The organism is Agarivorans sp. Z349TD_8 (assembly GCF_050870825.2).
GTDB lineage: Bacteria > Pseudomonadota > Gammaproteobacteria > Enterobacterales > Celerinatantimonadaceae > Agarivorans.
This window is the reverse complement of the sequence record NZ_CP194037.2, coordinates 2,722,781-2,739,992: the sequence shown is the minus strand read 5'-3', so window position 1 is coordinate 2,739,992 and position 17,212 is coordinate 2,722,781. Positions and strand designations below refer to the sequence as shown.

General features: G+C 44.0%; 12 protein-coding genes. 7 read left to right on the top strand and 5 right to left on the bottom strand.

Features of this window, described 5'->3' with window-relative positions:
• The first annotated feature begins 23 nt into the window (after positions 1-23).
• A complete protein-coding gene (locus ACRRS1_RS12325; RefSeq protein ID WP_432467701.1) occupies positions 24-1,679 on the top strand; it encodes a glycoside hydrolase family 32 protein in 1,656 nt (551 codons plus the stop codon).
• A gap of 170 nt (positions 1,680-1,849) precedes the next feature.
• On the opposite strand, the gene amrS is transcribed toward ACRRS1_RS12325, so the two are convergent.
• A complete protein-coding gene (amrS, locus tag ACRRS1_RS12320; RefSeq protein WP_432467702.1) occupies positions 1,850-2,941 on the bottom strand; it encodes an AmmeMemoRadiSam system radical SAM enzyme in 1,092 nt (363 codons plus the stop codon).
• A gap of 63 nt (positions 2,942-3,004) precedes the next feature.
• On the opposite strand from amrS, the gene amrB reads away from it, so the two are divergent.
• Positions 3,005-3,790 carry an AmmeMemoRadiSam system protein B gene (amrB, locus tag ACRRS1_RS12315; protein WP_432467703.1) on the top strand — a complete coding sequence of 262 codons (786 nt, stop codon included), beginning with the start codon at positions 3,005-3,007 and terminating at the stop codon, positions 3,788-3,790.
• Positions 3,762-4,343: an AmmeMemoRadiSam system protein A gene (gene amrA, locus ACRRS1_RS12310; RefSeq protein WP_432467704.1), complete on the top strand. Its 582-nt coding sequence runs from the start codon at positions 3,762-3,764 to the stop codon at positions 4,341-4,343. Before amrB ends, amrA begins: the two co-directional genes overlap by 29 nt.
• Before the next feature lie 316 nt (positions 4,344-4,659).
• Here the strand turns inward: amrA and ACRRS1_RS12305 are convergent, their stop codons facing one another.
• Together ACRRS1_RS12305 and ACRRS1_RS12300 are read right to left on the bottom strand one after the other, a co-directional pair.
• Positions 4,660-7,557, bottom strand: a complete 2,898-nt coding sequence (locus ACRRS1_RS12305; RefSeq protein ID WP_432467705.1) for a two-component regulator propeller domain-containing protein — start codon at positions 7,555-7,557, stop codon at positions 4,660-4,662.
• 486 nt (positions 7,558-8,043) lie between these two features.
• On the bottom strand, positions 8,044-9,006 hold the full coding sequence (locus tag ACRRS1_RS12300) for a 2-hydroxyacid dehydrogenase (protein WP_432452888.1): 963 nt from the start codon (positions 9,004-9,006) through the stop codon (positions 8,044-8,046).
• Between the two features lie 978 nt (positions 9,007-9,984).
• On the opposite strand from ACRRS1_RS12300, the gene ACRRS1_RS12295 reads away from it, so the two are divergent.
• The 4 genes from ACRRS1_RS12295 (at position 9,985) to ACRRS1_RS12280 (ending at position 15,103) form a co-directional block, all read left to right on the top strand.
• On the top strand, positions 9,985-11,403 hold the full coding sequence (locus ACRRS1_RS12295) for a CHASE2 domain-containing protein (RefSeq protein WP_432467706.1): 1,419 nt from the start codon (positions 9,985-9,987) through the stop codon (positions 11,401-11,403).
• 2 nt (positions 11,404-11,405) lie between these two features.
• Positions 11,406-11,777 (top strand): hypothetical protein, encoded by a 372-nt coding sequence (locus ACRRS1_RS12290; protein ID WP_432452890.1) that lies wholly within the window; start codon positions 11,406-11,408, stop codon positions 11,775-11,777.
• A gap of 2 nt (positions 11,778-11,779) precedes the next feature.
• Entirely contained in the window at positions 11,780-13,405 is a 1,626-nt protein-coding gene (locus ACRRS1_RS12285; RefSeq protein ID WP_432452891.1) for a M48 family metalloprotease, read from the top strand.
• Positions 13,406-13,777: 372 nt separating this feature from the next.
• On the top strand, positions 13,778-15,103 hold the full coding sequence (locus ACRRS1_RS12280) for a D-serine ammonia-lyase (protein ID WP_432467708.1): 1,326 nt from the start codon (positions 13,778-13,780) through the stop codon (positions 15,101-15,103).
• Positions 15,104-15,284: 181 nt separating this feature from the next.
• Here ACRRS1_RS12280 and rarD read toward each other — a convergent pair whose 3' ends face one another.
• Both rarD and ACRRS1_RS12270 read right to left on the bottom strand, forming a co-directional pair.
• On the bottom strand, positions 15,285-16,175 hold the full coding sequence (rarD, locus tag ACRRS1_RS12275) for an EamA family transporter RarD (protein WP_432467709.1): 891 nt from the start codon (positions 16,173-16,175) through the stop codon (positions 15,285-15,287).
• Between the two features lie 47 nt (positions 16,176-16,222).
• A complete protein-coding gene (locus ACRRS1_RS12270) occupies positions 16,223-17,158 on the bottom strand; it encodes a LysR family transcriptional regulator (protein WP_432452895.1) in 936 nt (311 codons plus the stop codon).
• Between the last annotated feature and the right edge of the window lie 54 nt (positions 17,159-17,212).

Genomic DNA, 17,212 nt, shown 5'->3' with positions numbered 1-17,212 from the left:
TGTTTTTATAATAAGGTTGTGAGATGGACATGCTTGAGCCTCTGATCGTTGCTTGTGGTGGCAAAGATAATCTACAACGGATCCAAAAAGTTCATAACTTGTTAATTGCGGAGTTAGTTGATCCAGAGTTAAGGATGGTTTCTTCGCTCCCACTTACTTTTAATGCACCACAAGAACAAATCGTTTGGCAACCCGCGCCTCCCTTATCAACTCAGCAATGGCAAATACTCGGTAGTATAGTGGATACAAATTTGCGAAAACAGCTTCAAGAAAAAGCGGCGCCTGTTTCTTCACCGTATCGGCCAACTTGGCATATTTCTGCCGAGCAAGGCTTTCTCGGTGATCCGAATGCTTTTGTTTATTTTCAAGGGGCTTACCACTTGTTTTATGTGCTCAGCCCTGATTGTGAGGATAAGCGCATTGCTTGGGCACATGTAACTAGTACCGATTTAGTGAATTGGGTAGAGCATCCGATTGCTCTGATGCCCAGTGATTGGTTTGATAGCCATGGCGTATATTCAGGTCATTGCATTGTGCATGACGAACAATTGATGCTTTTTTATACCGGTAATGTGCGGATTGGTGAGCAGCGACAACGAATGACTTATCAATGCCTAGCGACTTCAACAGATGGTTTCAACTTTCGCAAACAGGGGCCAGTTATTGAAGACTTACCGCCTCAGGTAACCGCTCATTGTCGTGATCCTAAAATTGTACGTAATGGCGATCATTGGTTGATGTTTGTTGGGGCTCAGTTGACCTCTGGTTTAGGGCGTCTGGCGAGCTATCGTTCAGCCGATCTGCATCATTGGGAGTTTGCCGGGATATTTGGTGACGAGCTCGGTGATTTTGGTTATATGTGGGAATGCCCTGACTTGATTGAAGTTGACGGGCAGCTGATAGCGATTATTTGCCCACAAGGCATCGTCTCTAACAGTCCCCACTATCAAATCGACCATCATAATGGTTATTTGAAGGCCAGTCTGGATCCGCAAGATGAACTGCATTTAGATGGCTTCTCAAGACTTGATTATGGTTTCGATTTTTATGCGATGCAAACGGGAAAAAGCCCCGATGGTCGCGCCTTATTAGTGGCATGGATGGGGCTTCCCGATGAGAATCAACACCCGACAAAGGCGCAGGGCTGGTTACATCAACTGACTTGTATTCGGGAACTGAGTTTTGACGATGGTAAACTTTATCAACGTCCTGCCCGCGAATTACAGGCCTTACGCAGCGCTTATCAAGATTTTGAGTTAAGCGTGGCCGCTGAACAGCAGATAACACTCCCCAAAGGCCGAAGTTATGAACTGCAAATGAATTTGAGCTGGCTGACGGAGGGCGCTGTTGATTTGCACTTTATGAGCGACGAGCAAAGCTACTGTCGTTTTAGCTTAGATGGCCTGCGGCAGAAAATTGTACTGGATAGGAGCGGGGCTCTGCCTACCGACGGCGAAAAAATTCGCGAGCTGGACATGGTCAACCAACAGGATGTAAAACTGCAAATATTGGTCGATCAGTCTTCCATTGAAATTTTTATTAATGATGGAGAGTTTGTGATGACCGCGGTGGTGTTTACTGAGCCGGGAAATAGTCGCTTAAAACTGAGCGCAACTCAGCCGATGCCATGGCAGCCCATCCACTACTGGACCTTAGCCAAACCAGGGATGGGCCGATAAGGCTGCAGCAATAGCACTGATACTTGAATGTTATTGCATGCTGAGATAAAAGGCTCTCCGGTTTATGCGTGCCGAATTGAGCCTTTAAACTATCTCGGCGCTTTCGCTCAGGCTTGGGCAAGCCAGGTGGGAAACGGGAGGAGCGGCACCTTTGTTAAATGGTATTCCGTCTAGTTTCCCAGCCGCAGCGGGATCCGACGGCGGCCAAAGCTGCCACAGTGCTCCGTCCAGACCCCCGCGATAGTTGTGCCACAATCGGGGCAGAGGCCTTGCGAGTTGAGCCGGTATTTTCCCAGTTGATAGCAATTTCTTTCCAATAATAGGTTGCCGCAGCCGGGACAATAGGTGCTTTCGTGGGACGGGTCGTAGACATTTCCCACATAGGCATAGTGAAGTCCATGGTTAAGGGCTATTTCTCTCGCTCTTAACAGCGTGGCGATGGGGGTTTGGGTTTTATTTCGCATCTTAAAGTCAGGATGAAAGGCGGTGAAATGGATCGGGACATCAGCGCCCAAGTGCTCAGCTATCCAGGTGCACATTTGTTGTAGCTCTTGATTGGAGTCATTCTCTCCGGGGATCAGTAAGGTGCTTAGCTCAAACCACACATGGCTTTCATGTTTAAGGTATAGCAGCGTATCCAATACATCCGCCAGGTGGCCACTGCATACTTTTCGGTAAAAGGGTTCGCGAAAGGCTTTTAAATCGATGTTTGCAGCATCCATGTGAGTAAACAATTCAGCTCTTGGTTCAGCACAAATATAACCAGCGGAAACCGCGATGGATTGCAAACCAAGGGCTTTTGCGGCCTGCGCCACATCTACGGCATATTCTAGAAAAATCACCGGATCGTTGTAGGTGAAAGCAATGCCGCTACAGCCATATTTTTGTGCCAGTTGAGCCAGAGCGTCTGGCATGGCGGAGTCGGCGAGGGTATCCATTTGGCGTGACTTACTGATATCCCAGTTTTGACAAAACTTGCAGCCCAAGTTACAGCCAGCGGTGCCAAAAGATAGTACCGCAGAGCCGGGATAAAAATGTTTTAAGGGTTTCTTCTCAATCGGATCGATACAAAAGCCACTGGAGCGACCATAAGAGGTCAGCACAATTTGCTGCTGATGATTCATTCGAATGTAACAGACGCCACGTTTTCCTTGGCGTAGTTGGCAATGCCGGGGGCAAACATCGCATTGTATTCGGCCATCGTCTAATTGCTGCCAATACTGAGTGGGAAAGTACTCAGGAGGACTATATTGACTTGCCATAAGCGCTTCACCGTAACGGACTGAACTATACTTAACTTTAGTTGAAATAAGCGGAATTGAGCGATGAAAAGTCGACCCGCAGCCGTGGCTGGACAGTTTTATCCCGCTGGTGCTGAGCATATCAAACAACAGCTTAGCCCCTGGTTGTTAGCGACGCATTCAGAGTCGGCTCGGCCGAAGGCGTTGTTGGTTCCCCACGCTGGTTATCAATATTCGGGACAAATTGCCGCCGCCGCTTACCGATATTTAGTCTATCACCAACCAGCGTTTCGCCGAGTGCTTATCGCCGGCCCGAATCATCGGGTTCCACTGGCAGGGGTGGCCATTTCGTCGGCGGAACAGTTTGAAACCCCCTTGGGAAGCTTGCCAGTTGAGCAACATTGCTTATCTGCATTAACTCAGTTCGATTTTGTTCATTGCTCTGATGAAGCGCATCGTCTGGAACATGCGATTGAAGTACAGCTGCCTTTTTTGCAGCTTTGTTTAGCGCAATTTGCCATTGTGCCATTGGTGGTGGGGGATGTCGCACCGGCGCAACTGGCGGCTCTGTTTGAGGTGTTTTGTTCAGATCCTCAAACCTTGCTGGTGATCAGCAGCGATTTAAGCCACTTTTTATCTTACCGAGATGCCCGTTTGAGCGATGAGGCTACTCTTAAAAATATCATCTCAGGGCAGGGCGGTTTGCAGGGGGAGCAAGCTTGTGGTTACCAGGTTATTAATGGATTTCTAGCAGCGGCCAGGCAGCATCAGCTGCAAGCAACATTATTGGCGAAAGGCAATTCAGGGGATGTAACGAACGATCATCAAAGGGTGGTGGGTTATGCCAGTATTGCGTTTTTCGAGCATTAAGCGCGAGCATCAACAAGCGCTACTCAAAGTTGCCCGATATGCGATTGAGCACTATCTGAGTGAGCAGCAGCGCTGGCAAGCCGAGCCTGAGCAATATCCCACAATCCTTCAGGTGCAGGCGGCAAGCTTTGTGACTTTGCACAAAAATGCGCAACTTCGAGGTTGCATTGGTTCACTAGAAGCTTATCAAGCGCTAGTTCAAGAGGTTGCTTTACACGCTTATCAGGCCGCTTTTGAAGATCTCAGATTTGCACCACTGACGCTACAAGAGTTGCCACTCATTCATATTAGTATCTCTATTTTAAGCCCAAGCCAAGCGCTTCCCCCACAGTTGAATGAAGCCGCATTAATTGCGCGCCTTCGCCCCAATCAGGATGGTCTTATTTTGGCACAAGGCAACAAACAAGCGGTGTTTTTACCGCAAGTGTGGCAACAGCTGCCAAACTCCAATGACTTCATTCAGCAGTTAAAGCGCAAAGGTGGATGGTCGCTCAATAGTCCAGTTGAGAAGATGCGCTGCTTCAAGTTTCAGGTTCTAGAGTTTGGTGAGTAACAGCCTGAGAACACAGCGGGTCACTTACAGGCCTCAATCACGGCTAACTGGTTATGTATCTTGTATAGAGCCACCAGTGACTGCGCTTCATGCCTGGGTATCGGCAGACTAATTCTGCGCAATGAGTTGATTATATAATCAATCAGATTGGTATTAAGCAGGTATAGCTGAACATTTGATAACCAAACCAAGCTGACGAGTTTCAGTCATCACCCGATAGTTCAGAGGCATTCAAGGTTAATGTGAATTAGCGATTTTTAATGCAAATACATCGCGGCGGTTTGCAAACTATCTGTGACTGATTCAATAGGAATTTTCACTGTGGTTGGTTGTTATTATAAATTTCGATACGGTTACGCCCCTTGTGTTTGGCTTGATACAAAGCGTGATCCGCTAATTTCAGCAGCGAGCTGTAATCATCACAATGATCACTATCACAAATTCCCATGCTCACGGTAATATTGCGTTTACCTTTCAGCGCATCTAAGGTCATCGCCTGAATCTGCAGTAATAGCGCTTGAAAATAATCTCTTGCCTGTTGCTGGTTGCCCAAATAAAGGATAGTAAATTCTTCACCGCCCCAGCGTGCGACTTTGTTTGTGTCACCCACATAGTCGACTAAGGTGGTGGCTAATGCTTGAATCACTTTATCGCCCACCAAGTGGGAGTAGTTGTCGTTAATCGATTTAAAATGGTCGATGTCCAGCACCACCAAGCTAATGGGCTGCTGTTGCTGACTACACTGGCTAAATTGAGCGCTTAAATTGGCATCGAAGGCTCGTCGATTGGGAAGTTTGGTTAATGCATCTTCGTTCGATAAACGCTCGAATTGTGCAGATTGTTCTCGCAATGCCTTGACTTGTATTTCCACTTGTTCAGTCAAACGTTCTTCATTGCGTTTGAGTAAATAAATCCGGAAATAGACCATGCCACCAATCACCAACAGCAGTAACAAAGCCAATAAGGCCTGAATCTCTCTACGTTGCCAAAACAAGGGTTCAATTTTAAACTGATAGATGAAGTTGCTATCGTTCCATTCCCCATAAGGGTAACGAGCGCTGACCAGAAAGCGATAGCTTCCTGGTGGAAGGTTGGTGAATTCTGCCACTCGTTGAGTCCCGCGGTATGACCATTCACGGTCAAATCCTTCCAGTTTGGTTCTGAACTGCAAGCGCTTGGGCATAACGTAGCCTAAACCTGAATAAATAAAACGAACCAAGTTGGTTCCTGCAGGGGCTATCGATTGGGTATCGGGAGAGATGGATTGACTGTCAAATTGAATCGAATCTATTGTCACCGGTAGCGGGTGAGCAGAGAATATCGCTAAATCTTGCGGTTGGATACTTATTAAACCCTTAGCCGAGGCGAAGAGTAGCTGGCCTTGTTCAGTGATTGCCGCCGCAGGATTGGAACCACCATTGGCTTGGCTACTCGCCATGCCGTCTATTTCACTGTATAGCTCAAAATTAATTTGTTTTTGCTGACCGCTCGCGACTAAATGAGCCTGCTGATAGCTGATTTTCCATAGTCCTCGATTACTCGAAAGCCACAGGCTGCCCTGTTGGTCGTTCACGATTTGAAAAAACTTATCAATGGGAAGCCCTGCTGGGCGGCCAACCAGACCCATTTGTTGGGTGTGTTGCTGGTAGCGAATGATCCCGCGGTCGCTTGCTATCCATACATAACCAGGCTCAAGGTAAAAGCCGAAAGCATATTGCGCTTGCTCCAAGTTGTGAATTGGAACATTTGATACCTTATCGTCCCGAATAAATGCCAAGCCAACTCCAGTACCAACCCAAATTTTGCCAAATTCATCTTCAGCGATGGCTAGAATATAATTATCGGGTAAATTAGAATTTTGCTTGGTGAAATACTGCATTTCGCCTTGCGGTTTTATTTTGACTAAGCCATTGGGGGTGCCAATCCATAGGTTGTTATGGCTATCTTTGAGTAAGGCGCGGACTTCATTATGTGGCAGTCCTGAATCCTCATTCCAAAGCTGCTGTAGCTGATGGTTTTGCCATTGGTAAACTCCATTTCTGTAGGTACCAACATAAGCTCCCCCCTGATGATTCTTAGCAAGGCTTAATATGCCTTGCCGAGAAACGGGGTCTTGCGTGGCCGCCATGGCCTGACCATCTTCGAGTAGGCTTAAGCCTTGACTGGTTCCAACTAGCACTTGCTTTGAATTAATTGGCAATACCGTTCTAACGTAATTGCCGATCAGCCCATCTTGTTCCGTGAATGATTGAAATGCCGCATTTCTAAATCGTATCAGGCCGCCATTGGTGCCAACCCAAATACTGCCTTCTTGATCTTCAAATAGCGAGATCACTCGATTATGTGGTAAGCCGCTGTTGGCATTTTTAAATTCAAGCTGATGATTTGCAATCCGTCCTACGCCTTGAGTGGAGGTTCCAAACCAAATATTACCCTCACGGTCTTCGATAATTGCGGTGGTAATTACATGATCTAAGGTGTTATTCAGTCGAGTAAATTGTTGGCCATCATAGCGCCAAGGTCCATGATTCGAGGCTAACAGCAGCCGGTCTTGATGATCGAAAGCCAGAGAATAAACCCGAGTTCGATCGCCTAATAAGGGCAACTCGAGTTTATGGTAGCTTTTTGGTGTGACTCGATAGAGTCCATTATCGGTGGCCGCAAAAATGTCGCCAGAACTAGACTGGGCCAAGTGATAGGCACTAAATCCAGAGAGTATATGAACATCCGGTAAGTAGTTTCCATCTTTGCCTCGCGCTCGATAATAAACCCCCAGACCTTCAACCGCTATCCATAGATTCTTATGCTGATCCACCAGTGCATGATTCACTAAGCTGGCGGCATTGGCTTGATTTGACCATTGGTAACCTTTGCGCAGCGCCATGCTGCCTCTGGCACCCGCAAGCCAAAGGCTATTGTTGCTATCCGCGACCAGGGTGCGCGTGCCGGAATCTTTCATGCCTGTCGTTTCACCTCTACCAAATAAGGTAAAATGTAAGCCATCGTAACGAGCCACTCCCTCCCAAGTGGCAAACCACAAATAGCCATCGTCGGTTTGAGTAATCGCATTAATACTGTTATGCGGCAGTCCATCAACCGAGGTCCATACATCGGTATAATAATCAGCCAACTTGAGTGCCGTAGCATGACTGGTGAAACTAAAGGTAGAGAGAATGGCAAAACAAATAAGCCAAGCTATACGAATATCTAACATAAATAAAATTATCCTTCACCAATCGATATGTTGGTGAGGACAAAACGAGAGTAGACATCGGGCCACTTGGAGATGAAGGAACGAGGGATAACACAGCATGCCACAAACATTATTATTTCCATATTCATTCAAATAGATAGACTCACGAGAGCCACTCCGTGAGAGTTCATCGTCTCGAGTAAAGATTTGTGTTGAAATCATTTTGACCTAAAACAGCACATAAAGCGGCCTTACATTTTTGACTTAGCGGTCAGATATTATAAGTTCTTCGTATCGGCCAATACTAAAAAATCTGAAATAATATTACGTAATAATAATGAATAAAAGCTTAATTGTCGTACTTTAAAATTTTTCAATTTCTGAATTGTTGGCCAAGATTCACCGACGAAACTTTTAACTAGTTACTTGCCCTAACAGCGATAAGAGGCCATTGGAAACGCCGTATCTTTGATAATATTTGCTGTATTTGAGCAAAATCAACGACAGCTAGTATCCTCTTATCAAATCAACTGATTCAGGAATAAGGCCGTCTTTTCTATAGGTGTGGATATTGTTCGCGACAATTTGAGAGGCGGTGTCTATATTGGTTGTGGCGGATATATGCGGTAATACCGATATTTTGGGGTGATACCAAAAAGGACTGTTTACTTCTAGAGGTTCTTGTTCAAACACGTCTAAGACGGCGTGTGATAAGTGATCGGAATCTAACATTGCTAGTAAATCTTGGTGGTTAATAATGCCACCCCTTGCGAAGTTTATCAGTTTGGCACCTTTCGGCAAAAGGTTTAAGGTTTGTTGGTTGAGTAAATGATGGGTTTGATCGGTGAGAGGGAGGAGGCAGATCAATATCTGGGTTTTTTGAAGAATAGCAGCTAAACCGTCATCTCCCGAATAGTGGGTTACATGGGCAATCTCTTTGTGACTTCGGCTCCAACTATTTACCGTAAAACCTTGATGAACAAGGGCTTTCATCGAAGCGCTTGCAAGTTTACCCGCTCCTAAGATGGATACTTGTACGGTATTCACTGAAGGGCTGGGGATTGGGCGCCAAATCCCTTGTCTTTGTTGAGCGATGTAGTCTGGAATATTGCGATATAAATACAAACTCCAAGTTAATACGGCTTCGGCCATGGTGTCGGCAAGAAACGGGTCGATGAGCCTTACCAATTGAGTTTGATATGTTTCTTTGTCGTGATTGAAGCTTCGAAAGCCGCTAACTAGTGCTTCAACACCTGCCCACAAACTTTGCACCCAGATTAAGTGAGGAAAGCGCTTTAGTTGATCGACATTTGGGTTGGCAACGATGGCTATTTCGACAAGCTGGGCTTGCTCATCGCTTAAATCTGTGGCTAATACAATGCTTTCATTGGGTAACAGCGTTTCGAATTTAAGTAGCCACTGCTTTTCTTCTTCGGCAGCGATGTTGTGAATAAAAGCGATGGTGTTCATGACAGAAATCCCTTGTCCAAATGGATAAATTTTTTAGTGCGACTGGATAAATCACCGAGTTTAACTCCAATTCTTGCCGCTTTCAGCTGATTCATGCCATTGATATAACAATAAAGCGGCAGAGTGACCGAGGTATAATAGATTTTGTTGTGTGAGGGATGTGAGCTAACGTCTGTGAATAAAAAAATGTTTGTCCGTAGGAACGATATGCAGTGTTCCTTTGGAGCTTAGATTGTCGACACTATGACGCTTTGCTCTATGGGGGTTTTTGTTAGGTTTCTCGATTTGACTCGTCATATTGTAACGATATTTAGGCTGTCCATTGGGCTAAATGTTGTTACTTGTTGATAGTGACGTTGTCGAAAGTTTTATCTTCGCGTCTTTGAAAGGTCGCTTTGAACGGCAAAATAAAAGTGACTACTTTGTCGCTAGTTGTCTATGTACTGGGTTTTAGTTGAGCATTGCATATGTTTGCTTGATGTCGTCTTGCAGTTGCATTAGACAGGTTAGCGTTGTATTTGGGAAGTACCATTGGGGGGCTTTGACTCGGTATAGCGGCTAAGTTTTCAGCTCAAAATTGGAGTGAATTTCACTCAACAATTAAATATTTTAAAGGCATATATGCAGAGATTAACTTTTGTAGTTTGCTCATAAACAATGTGTTTGATCATCAATTTTGCGTGGGGGCATCCTAGTTTCACTGCTAGTTCTATAGGGATTTCCATATCAACTTGTTTGCACTTGAACCAAGATTGATACTGGAATGTTGAATGATGAAATGAGTTAACTATCTAAATGCATAAGAAAATTATTGACCTAAGCAATTATTTTACAAATAATTGTTGCATTAAAATTTGTAAGCTTGTAAATAATTAATTACAGGTGGATGTATTCGTGTGATATATGTGCTGCACATTCAGATTAAATGAATAGTCTGAAATGGGGTGAATAACAACGGAAGTTTAGAGTTAATACGGCATGACCCTTAATAAAAATGTGCTCACTCGCGCAGTTCTTACAACAGTATTTATCTTATTGGTCTTTATCGTTGACCCTTTAGGTATAAGAAATGCTGCGGAAAAGCATTATGAAGATCATATTCTTCGAATGTGGTCACCGTTTTATAGTCAAACGGTATCAAAAGATATCACAGTTGTTTTGTTAGATGATGAATTCTTACAACAAATTGAAACTTATCCTGTTAATTACGCCACGCTTTCACAACTTCTAAAAGTTATCAGTGCTCACCATCCACAATCTGTTTTTTTTGACATTTTACAACACCATGAACATTCTTCTCGACTCAACAAATGGCTTAAAACGCTTAACTCTCGCTCCTTTCCGGTGTTTATGGCAAGTGATACGGAATATGATACGGCAGCGGTTCTAAATGATCCAGATTCATTACGCCACAAGATTTCAGCAGTTAGTCAACTGACAGCGGTATCGTGGAGTGGTTATCAGCATTACTACCCTCTATCTGTTGATTGGCAGCAACAGCGCATGGATACTCCTGCGTTGGCTTTATACAAGTCATGGTGTCGAATTACATCTCAATGCTCCCCTGCGGAACAGTCTCAATATTTAGATCCTATGATCGTACAATGGAGTAATAAATCGGCGCTTAATCAGATTGATTACGACAACATAAAAAACTGCATTCCAGAGCATATGAGTCGGTTCAAACAGTTTATCAATATTACTTTTTTAAGTTTGACACAGGGCCTACGAAGTGATCAAGAACTGGATAAACAATTGCGGGAACGCTGTCCTCCATTCCTTACTTTGTCTGCCACTCGGTTATTTGAATCAGGGGCTGTTAAGTCTGCTCCTCTAAATGACGCTATCAAAGATCGAGTTATCATGATTGGTTATGATTTATCAGGTGGCGTTGATATTGTTCGGTCTCCAGTACATGGGACACTGCCAGGAGTGTTCTATCATGCAATGGCTTTAGATAATTTAATGACTTTAGAAGATGACTATTGGCGAGTTCCAAGTGCGACTGGATTCTTTAAGTTAAGTATTGCCGATATGCTAGAAATAGTGGTGCAAATAAGCACCTTATTTTTAGTCATTTGGTATCGGTATACTCATTTGGAGCAAAAGCAGAAGTTAGACACGCGAAAACAAATTATTTCGGGTTTGATGCCTGCCTTTATTATCTTATTCATTATTTTGAGTTCAGTACTTATTTCTCAGTTTATTCTTAAGGTTGGTGCGCCCAATTGGTACGGATTAATCCTCATTATATTTTTTGATTTACCTATTTTTTTATTTTATTTGTTCGAGAGCATGAAAAATAAATGCCAGAAATATCTAACAATACTCAATAAGTTTAGAAAGAAATTCCCCCAAATTTCAATAATAAAACGCAAGATAAAGGAGCATCTATGACAATGTCTAAAGTACTGTTGATTGGACTTATATTAAGCGCAACCTCGTTGTCCTCTTACGCGAAGAATGACCGTGTATTGATAATCGATTTTTTGCTTGATGAAGTTGAGATATGTAGCTCTGAATTTGACTGTATCGATGTAGCTAAAAGCAGTTTGCCTGATGCGACAAAACAAGCCATCCCTGTAAAAAAATATGATAAAAAGGAAGGTATGTTGATGTTTGAGGATGATGGAGAGGAAAAGTGGGTACATATCACAGAAGTCGAACTTAATATGAAAGCAATTGCTTCGGTGACTTGTACCGCAACAACCATTTCTAAAGCGAGTGATAAAGTTACTTTTGCTTCGTTTGGCTTAGGAGAAGGGTGTTAAATATGCGACTTATTTTCCTTTTAATCATTGCTACTTCTTTATTTGGGTGTGCTAGTGATAGCTTGAGCCGTTTAAATTTGAACAGCTTGAATAGTTTAACTGGTAGTACCTATGAATCTTTTGACGGTAAATATATTGACTATCAAACTCAACAAATTAGAGCTGAAACTGAAGTTGAAAAAACTGCCGAGCTGGGCTCGTTAAGTTCCAGAATGCGTTCGGCTGCAGACAAAAACTTGATCGTCAATCCATATGCAGAATTGTATCTAAATGAGATTCTTGAAAAGTTATTAGCGCAATGGGATCAACCATTAGAAAAAAAAGTGAATATCGTTATTTCTGCTGATAGAAATTACAGCGCCCTTGCGACACAAGATACAATTGTGGTGACTCAAGGGGTTTTAGCGGATGTTGAATCTGAAGACGAGTTGGCTTTTATTATTGCTCATGAGCTTTCGCATATTCTTCTAAAGCATCAGAATTCGAATGAGTACTTTGAGAAGCAAAGTGCGTTAGTGAGCAAAGCCACTAATGTTGCGATGGCCGCCGCCACTATCAAAGATTTGGACTCAAGTAAAACAGCCAATGGTTACAAGATTGTTGCTAGAAATTCTCGAGAATCTCAAGAGATGGTTGAGAAGTCATATAGAATTGGTGTATCAATAAACCGCTTGAGTCGAGATGTTATTAGTTCTTCGATGAGTCGTACTGATGAAGATGAAGCCGACTTACTCGGTATAGATTTACTTGTAAAAGCAGGCTACAGTCCAAGGGCTTATAAAGACACCATGGAACGTTTAGAGAGCAGTTTAGTATTTAATAAAACGCAGCTTGAAGAGAAGAAAAAAGATTTTAAGTCGTTTGTTTCCATGGCGACTAAAGCCAATAAGAATGTAACTGGTTTAAATTGGGAGACTGTGGGATATATGGCGGCAAATGAAGCTGCAACCAATTTGTTGCAGAAATTTGCGGATCGACATAATTCACCTGCAGAACGCAAGATAGATATTACCGCATATGTGAAACGCGAATATCGTAAAGAAAGGCGGCAGAATCTTACGACTAAAAGCTTAGATGCTGCTTTAAGAAAAGGTAAAGGGAAGCAAGTATTCGAAAATTATTGGGCGGCCTCTGAAGCGTTTCGAGCTCTTGAATACGGCGATATTAAGGCGGCTGAAAAGTTGGCCAGAAAGGCGACGACAGGCGTAACCAAGTACGATGCCTACACTCGTTTAGCATTTTATAGCGTGCGTGAGCGGCAAAATAAACAATCGAAAGCTTTACAGAACTTAGCGCTCATTAAAAATTGGGACAGCGCTTCAATTCAAACCTTTAGTTTGGCGGCTCAAGCCTATCGACAACAGGGAAAATTAGACAAGGCGGAGGAAATTCTGAATAAAGGGCGACAAATTATTGGAATTAGTGATCCATTTCTTCCGCAATATATCTCAGTCTATAAAGCGCGCGGAAGCGAACAAGAAGTACAGCATTATTTGGAGCAGTGTAAAGCTTTAGATGCGGAAAATATTGTTGCTCAGTGCTACGTTGCCGCCGATTTACAAATCCCTAAAAAATCAGACTCGAAAATAGGTTTTTTAGAATCATTAACCAAAATGATTGAAATTTAGAATTGCCACTAAAGTTTAAATGAACGCCTTTGTGATAACCGTCATTCAGGCGTTCAATATACGAGGATAATTGATAATTAATCTCTGAAACATGGCTATTTCTATATACCTGGACTCAGTTAAACATCTCCACCCACTAGCTACTCTAGTTGTGATTAGCCATTGATACCTTTTTGGTGAGAGCTATAGAAGTGCAGCAAGTCTGGTTGAAAGTTGAAGTTGGAATGTTGCAGTTAAGCTGTTTTTATGTTCTGCAATATAGGCTATCTTTTTGAATCTTTTCATGGCGTAATTATTCGGATACTTGTTTGTTTTGTGATGAGCAAGAGCTTGAGTTAAAAATAGCGGGGCACTCGTGTGGAGTTAAATTTTATGGCGGATTATCTATCGAATGCTGTGGTGCCCATACTCCAGTCAAAGCAAGAGATTATCTGGCTAAATTCCAACAAAGTTTTGTTTCAGCAGAGCCAAGCAGAGCTCGCCTTAAACTGGAGCGATTTACTTGATGCGTCGCAGCGCTTGTCTCGTTTTGCGCCTTATCTGGCGAAGGTCTTTGCAGAAACAACGGTAACCAAAGGGATTATTGAATCCCAGTTGAAAGCCATTCCTAAGATGCAAGCAGCGCTTGAACAATGGCATGGCTTCGAGATCCCTGGGCGTTTATGGTTGAAATGTGACCACCAACTGCCAGTGGCTGGCTCAATTAAGGCGCGTGGTGGTTTTTATGAAGTATTACTGCACGCTGAAACGTTGGCGCTAGCCAATGGCTTGTTAAGGACGGGGGATAATTATCGAGTTTTTAACGACGCTCCATTTAAACAGCTATTTGCCAAACATAAAATAGTGGTGGGCTCCACTGGGAACCTCGGTTTAAGCATCGGCATGATGGGCGCGCAGCTGGGTTTTCAGGTCATCGTGCATATGTCTGCCGATGCACGCGAGTGGAAGAAAAATTTATTGAAAAGTAAAGGTGTTCAGGTTGTTGAACATCAGAGCGACTACAGTATTGCGGTGGCGCAAGGGCGTGAACAAGCGATGGCTGATGCGCAGGCCTATTTTATTGATGATGAAGATTCACGATCGCTATTTCTAGGCTACAGCGTGGCAGCATTGCGTTTGAAGGCGCAGCTTGCCGAGCAGGATATTACTGTCGACGCAGCGCATCCGCTATTGGTTTATTTGCCCTGTGGCGTAGGCGGTGCACCTGGCGGCATTACCTTTGGGCTGAAGCAGGTTTTTGGTGATTATGTACATTGTTTTTTTGTCGAGCCGACCCATTCACCGTGCATGTTATTAGGTATGGCAACGGGTTTGCAGAATAAGATCGCGGTGCAGGATATTGGCTTAAATAACCAAACCTGTGCCGACGGTTTAGCCGTGGGCCGGCCATCGGCATTTGTTGGCTCGATGATGATGCATTTGCTTAGTGGTATTGTGACCGTCTCCGATGAAAACTTATATCGTTATTTGACGATGTTTGAGGATAGCGAACATATCTCGCTGGAACCTTCTGCGACAGCGGGCATTGCCGGTTTGACTCGTTTGCTTACCGAGGGCAAAGCTTATCTTGAGGCGGAACAACTGACAGACAAATTGTCTCAGGCGACGCATATTATTTGGGCGACAGGTGGTCAGAAAGTTCCACATGATGAGCACAAAAACGATTATCAGCAGGGGCTTGTTTTATTAGGCGCTTAAGCAAAACACCGTGGTTCCTTTAAAGTATCGCTTGCTTCGTTGCGCATATCTCTGTTGGGAGATTCATTGTTGCAGTGTTTTACCAGCAAATACTCAGCGCTTGTCGAGAGGCTCTCTGCGCAGACTAAGTGACCTTAGCTTTCTCGCTGTCTTGCTTGAAAGCTGAATACTGGGCTGGCGTTTAGTTTAAACATCTCTGTTGCTTCCCATGATAAATTTTGAGGATGCCGTTGCAGGTAAGCAATCCTACCGCCAGCCATATTGGGATATACGTTAACCATTGCGCATGACTAATCTGCTCACCGAGATACAGTGATATCGCAACCAGTAATACAGGCTCTACGTAGCCTAATAAACCAAATAAACTCAAAGGTAACAAACGACTGGCAACAATGTAGAACATAAATGACGTTGCACTCAAAATTGCTAGCCCGATTAATAGAAGATACAGCACAACATGACTTGGAAGCGTAATGGTTGCACTGTGGCGAGTAATAATAAACCCAGCCACTGGCAACATTAGTAGTAAATCAAGCCAAAATCCACCGAGGTGATTAGTGCCTAGCCTGCGTCTCAAAATAAAATAGCAAGGAAAACCCAGGGCGACTAATGCCGCTTCCCAGGGAAATTCACCGAATAAATAGATTTCGTGAGAGACACCTAACAGCGCACATAGCGCAGCCAGCCACTGCAACCAGGATAGTCGTTCATGATAAATAAATCGGCCAACCAACAGCATACTAAGCGGGAGTAAAAAGTATCCAATAGAAACTTCTAAAGCTTGGCCGTTTAAAGGTGCCCACATAAATAACCATTGCTGAATACCAATTAGAAAACTGCTGAGTATGAGCCCAAAGATCAGGCTTGGTCTTTGTAATAGCGCCGTAAATACAGATTTGATTAGCGGCAAATCTTTACTCATCCACATTAATAATGAAACAAAGGGGAGGGTAAGCGCCATTCTCCAGCCAAACACCTCTGCACCATTGAGCGGCGTAAGTAGTGTCGAATAGTAATAAATAGCGGCAAACAAGCACGACGAAGCGATGGACAGTAAAATGCCATGAAACATAGTTATATCCTCAATATTTTAAATAAGCAGGACGGCGTTTGAAACGCTTATAGCAGCCCCGAGCTTGCCTTGGCGCTAATCCATTGTTTGAAGACCTGGACTGATGCTGGAGTATACTTAGCTGAGGTTCTGACAAAATAAACGCCGCCTTCGCCATCCAATATCCAATCTTTAAGAATATGGATGAGTTGGCCTTCAGCAATCGCTTGTTGGAACAACCATTCTCCGGCGCAGAGTATCCCGAGATCAGATTTGGCTGCTGCCAGAAGGGTGTCGTTATCGTTAGATATTAAATTTCCAGAAACCACTATTTTTTCTGATTGTTTACCCTGAAACAGTCGCCATTCGGGATAACTTTTAAAGCCACTAAATTGCAGACAGTTGTGCTGAGTCAGCTCTCGCGGATGCTGTGGCTCTCCAAATTGCTGGAGGTAGCCTGGACTGGCGCAGAGAATGCGACGGTGGGGGGCGAGTTTATTGGCGACCAGTCGGCTGTCCTTAAGTTCGCCAACCCGGATAGCAGCATCATAACCCTCGCTTATAATATCGACAAAACGATTGCTGTAATCTGCCGTGAGGCTGATCTTCGGGTACATCTTGATAAATTCAGGCAATAGTGGCGCGATACAACGTCGCCCCATTTCTGCGGGGAGTGCTAAGCGTAATCGGCCTGCAACCTCAGCGGCACCGCACAGCGCTCTTTGTTCGGCGGTGTTAATGATATCAAGCGCAGATTTGAGTTGTTCAACCAGTTCTAATGCAGCTTGGCTTAACCGTAGCTGGCGAGTTGAGCGTTCCACCAGGCGGATCCCTAAACGAGTCTCCATGGCTGCAATTCGTTTGGAAATAATGCTGGGATGACGTCGTAAGGCTTTTCCTGCCTGGGCAAATGAATGATGGTGAGCCAGGCTAATCAGTGCCGCTATTTCATCTGCATGTTGTGACGTGAATGAAGTCGATGTCCCAATTTTTGTTGTCACCATCGGTCTTATCTCCAAATCATCTGTTTAAGCAAGGAATAACAGTATTGCACTGCA

Bases quoted from the DNA above. Each gene is read 5' to 3' on its own strand.
- ACRRS1_RS12325 (WP_432467701.1), top strand. From the start codon at position 24: ATGGACATGCTTGAGCCTCTGATCGTTGCTTGTGGTGGCAAAGATAAT.
- amrS (WP_432467702.1), bottom strand. From the start codon at position 2,941: ATGGCAAGTCAATATAGTCCTCCTGAGTACTTTCCCACTCAGTATTGG.
- amrB (WP_432467703.1), top strand. From the start codon at position 3,005: ATGAAAAGTCGACCCGCAGCCGTGGCTGGACAGTTTTATCCCGCTGGT.
- amrA (WP_432467704.1), top strand. From the start codon at position 3,762: ATGCCAGTATTGCGTTTTTCGAGCATTAAGCGCGAGCATCAACAAGCG.
- ACRRS1_RS12305 (WP_432467705.1), bottom strand. From the start codon at position 7,557: ATGTTAGATATTCGTATAGCTTGGCTTATTTGTTTTGCCATTCTCTCT.
- ACRRS1_RS12300 (WP_432452888.1), bottom strand. From the start codon at position 9,006: ATGAACACCATCGCTTTTATTCACAACATCGCTGCCGAAGAAGAAAAG.
- ACRRS1_RS12295 (WP_432467706.1), top strand. From the start codon at position 9,985: ATGACCCTTAATAAAAATGTGCTCACTCGCGCAGTTCTTACAACAGTA.
- ACRRS1_RS12290 (WP_432452890.1), top strand. From the start codon at position 11,406: ATGTCTAAAGTACTGTTGATTGGACTTATATTAAGCGCAACCTCGTTG.
- ACRRS1_RS12285 (WP_432452891.1), top strand. From the start codon at position 11,780: ATGCGACTTATTTTCCTTTTAATCATTGCTACTTCTTTATTTGGGTGT.
- ACRRS1_RS12280 (WP_432467708.1), top strand. From the start codon at position 13,778: ATGGCGGATTATCTATCGAATGCTGTGGTGCCCATACTCCAGTCAAAG.
- rarD (WP_432467709.1), bottom strand. From the start codon at position 16,175: ATGTTTCATGGCATTTTACTGTCCATCGCTTCGTCGTGCTTGTTTGCC.
- ACRRS1_RS12270 (WP_432452895.1), bottom strand. From the start codon at position 17,158: ATGGTGACAACAAAAATTGGGACATCGACTTCATTCACGTCACAACAT.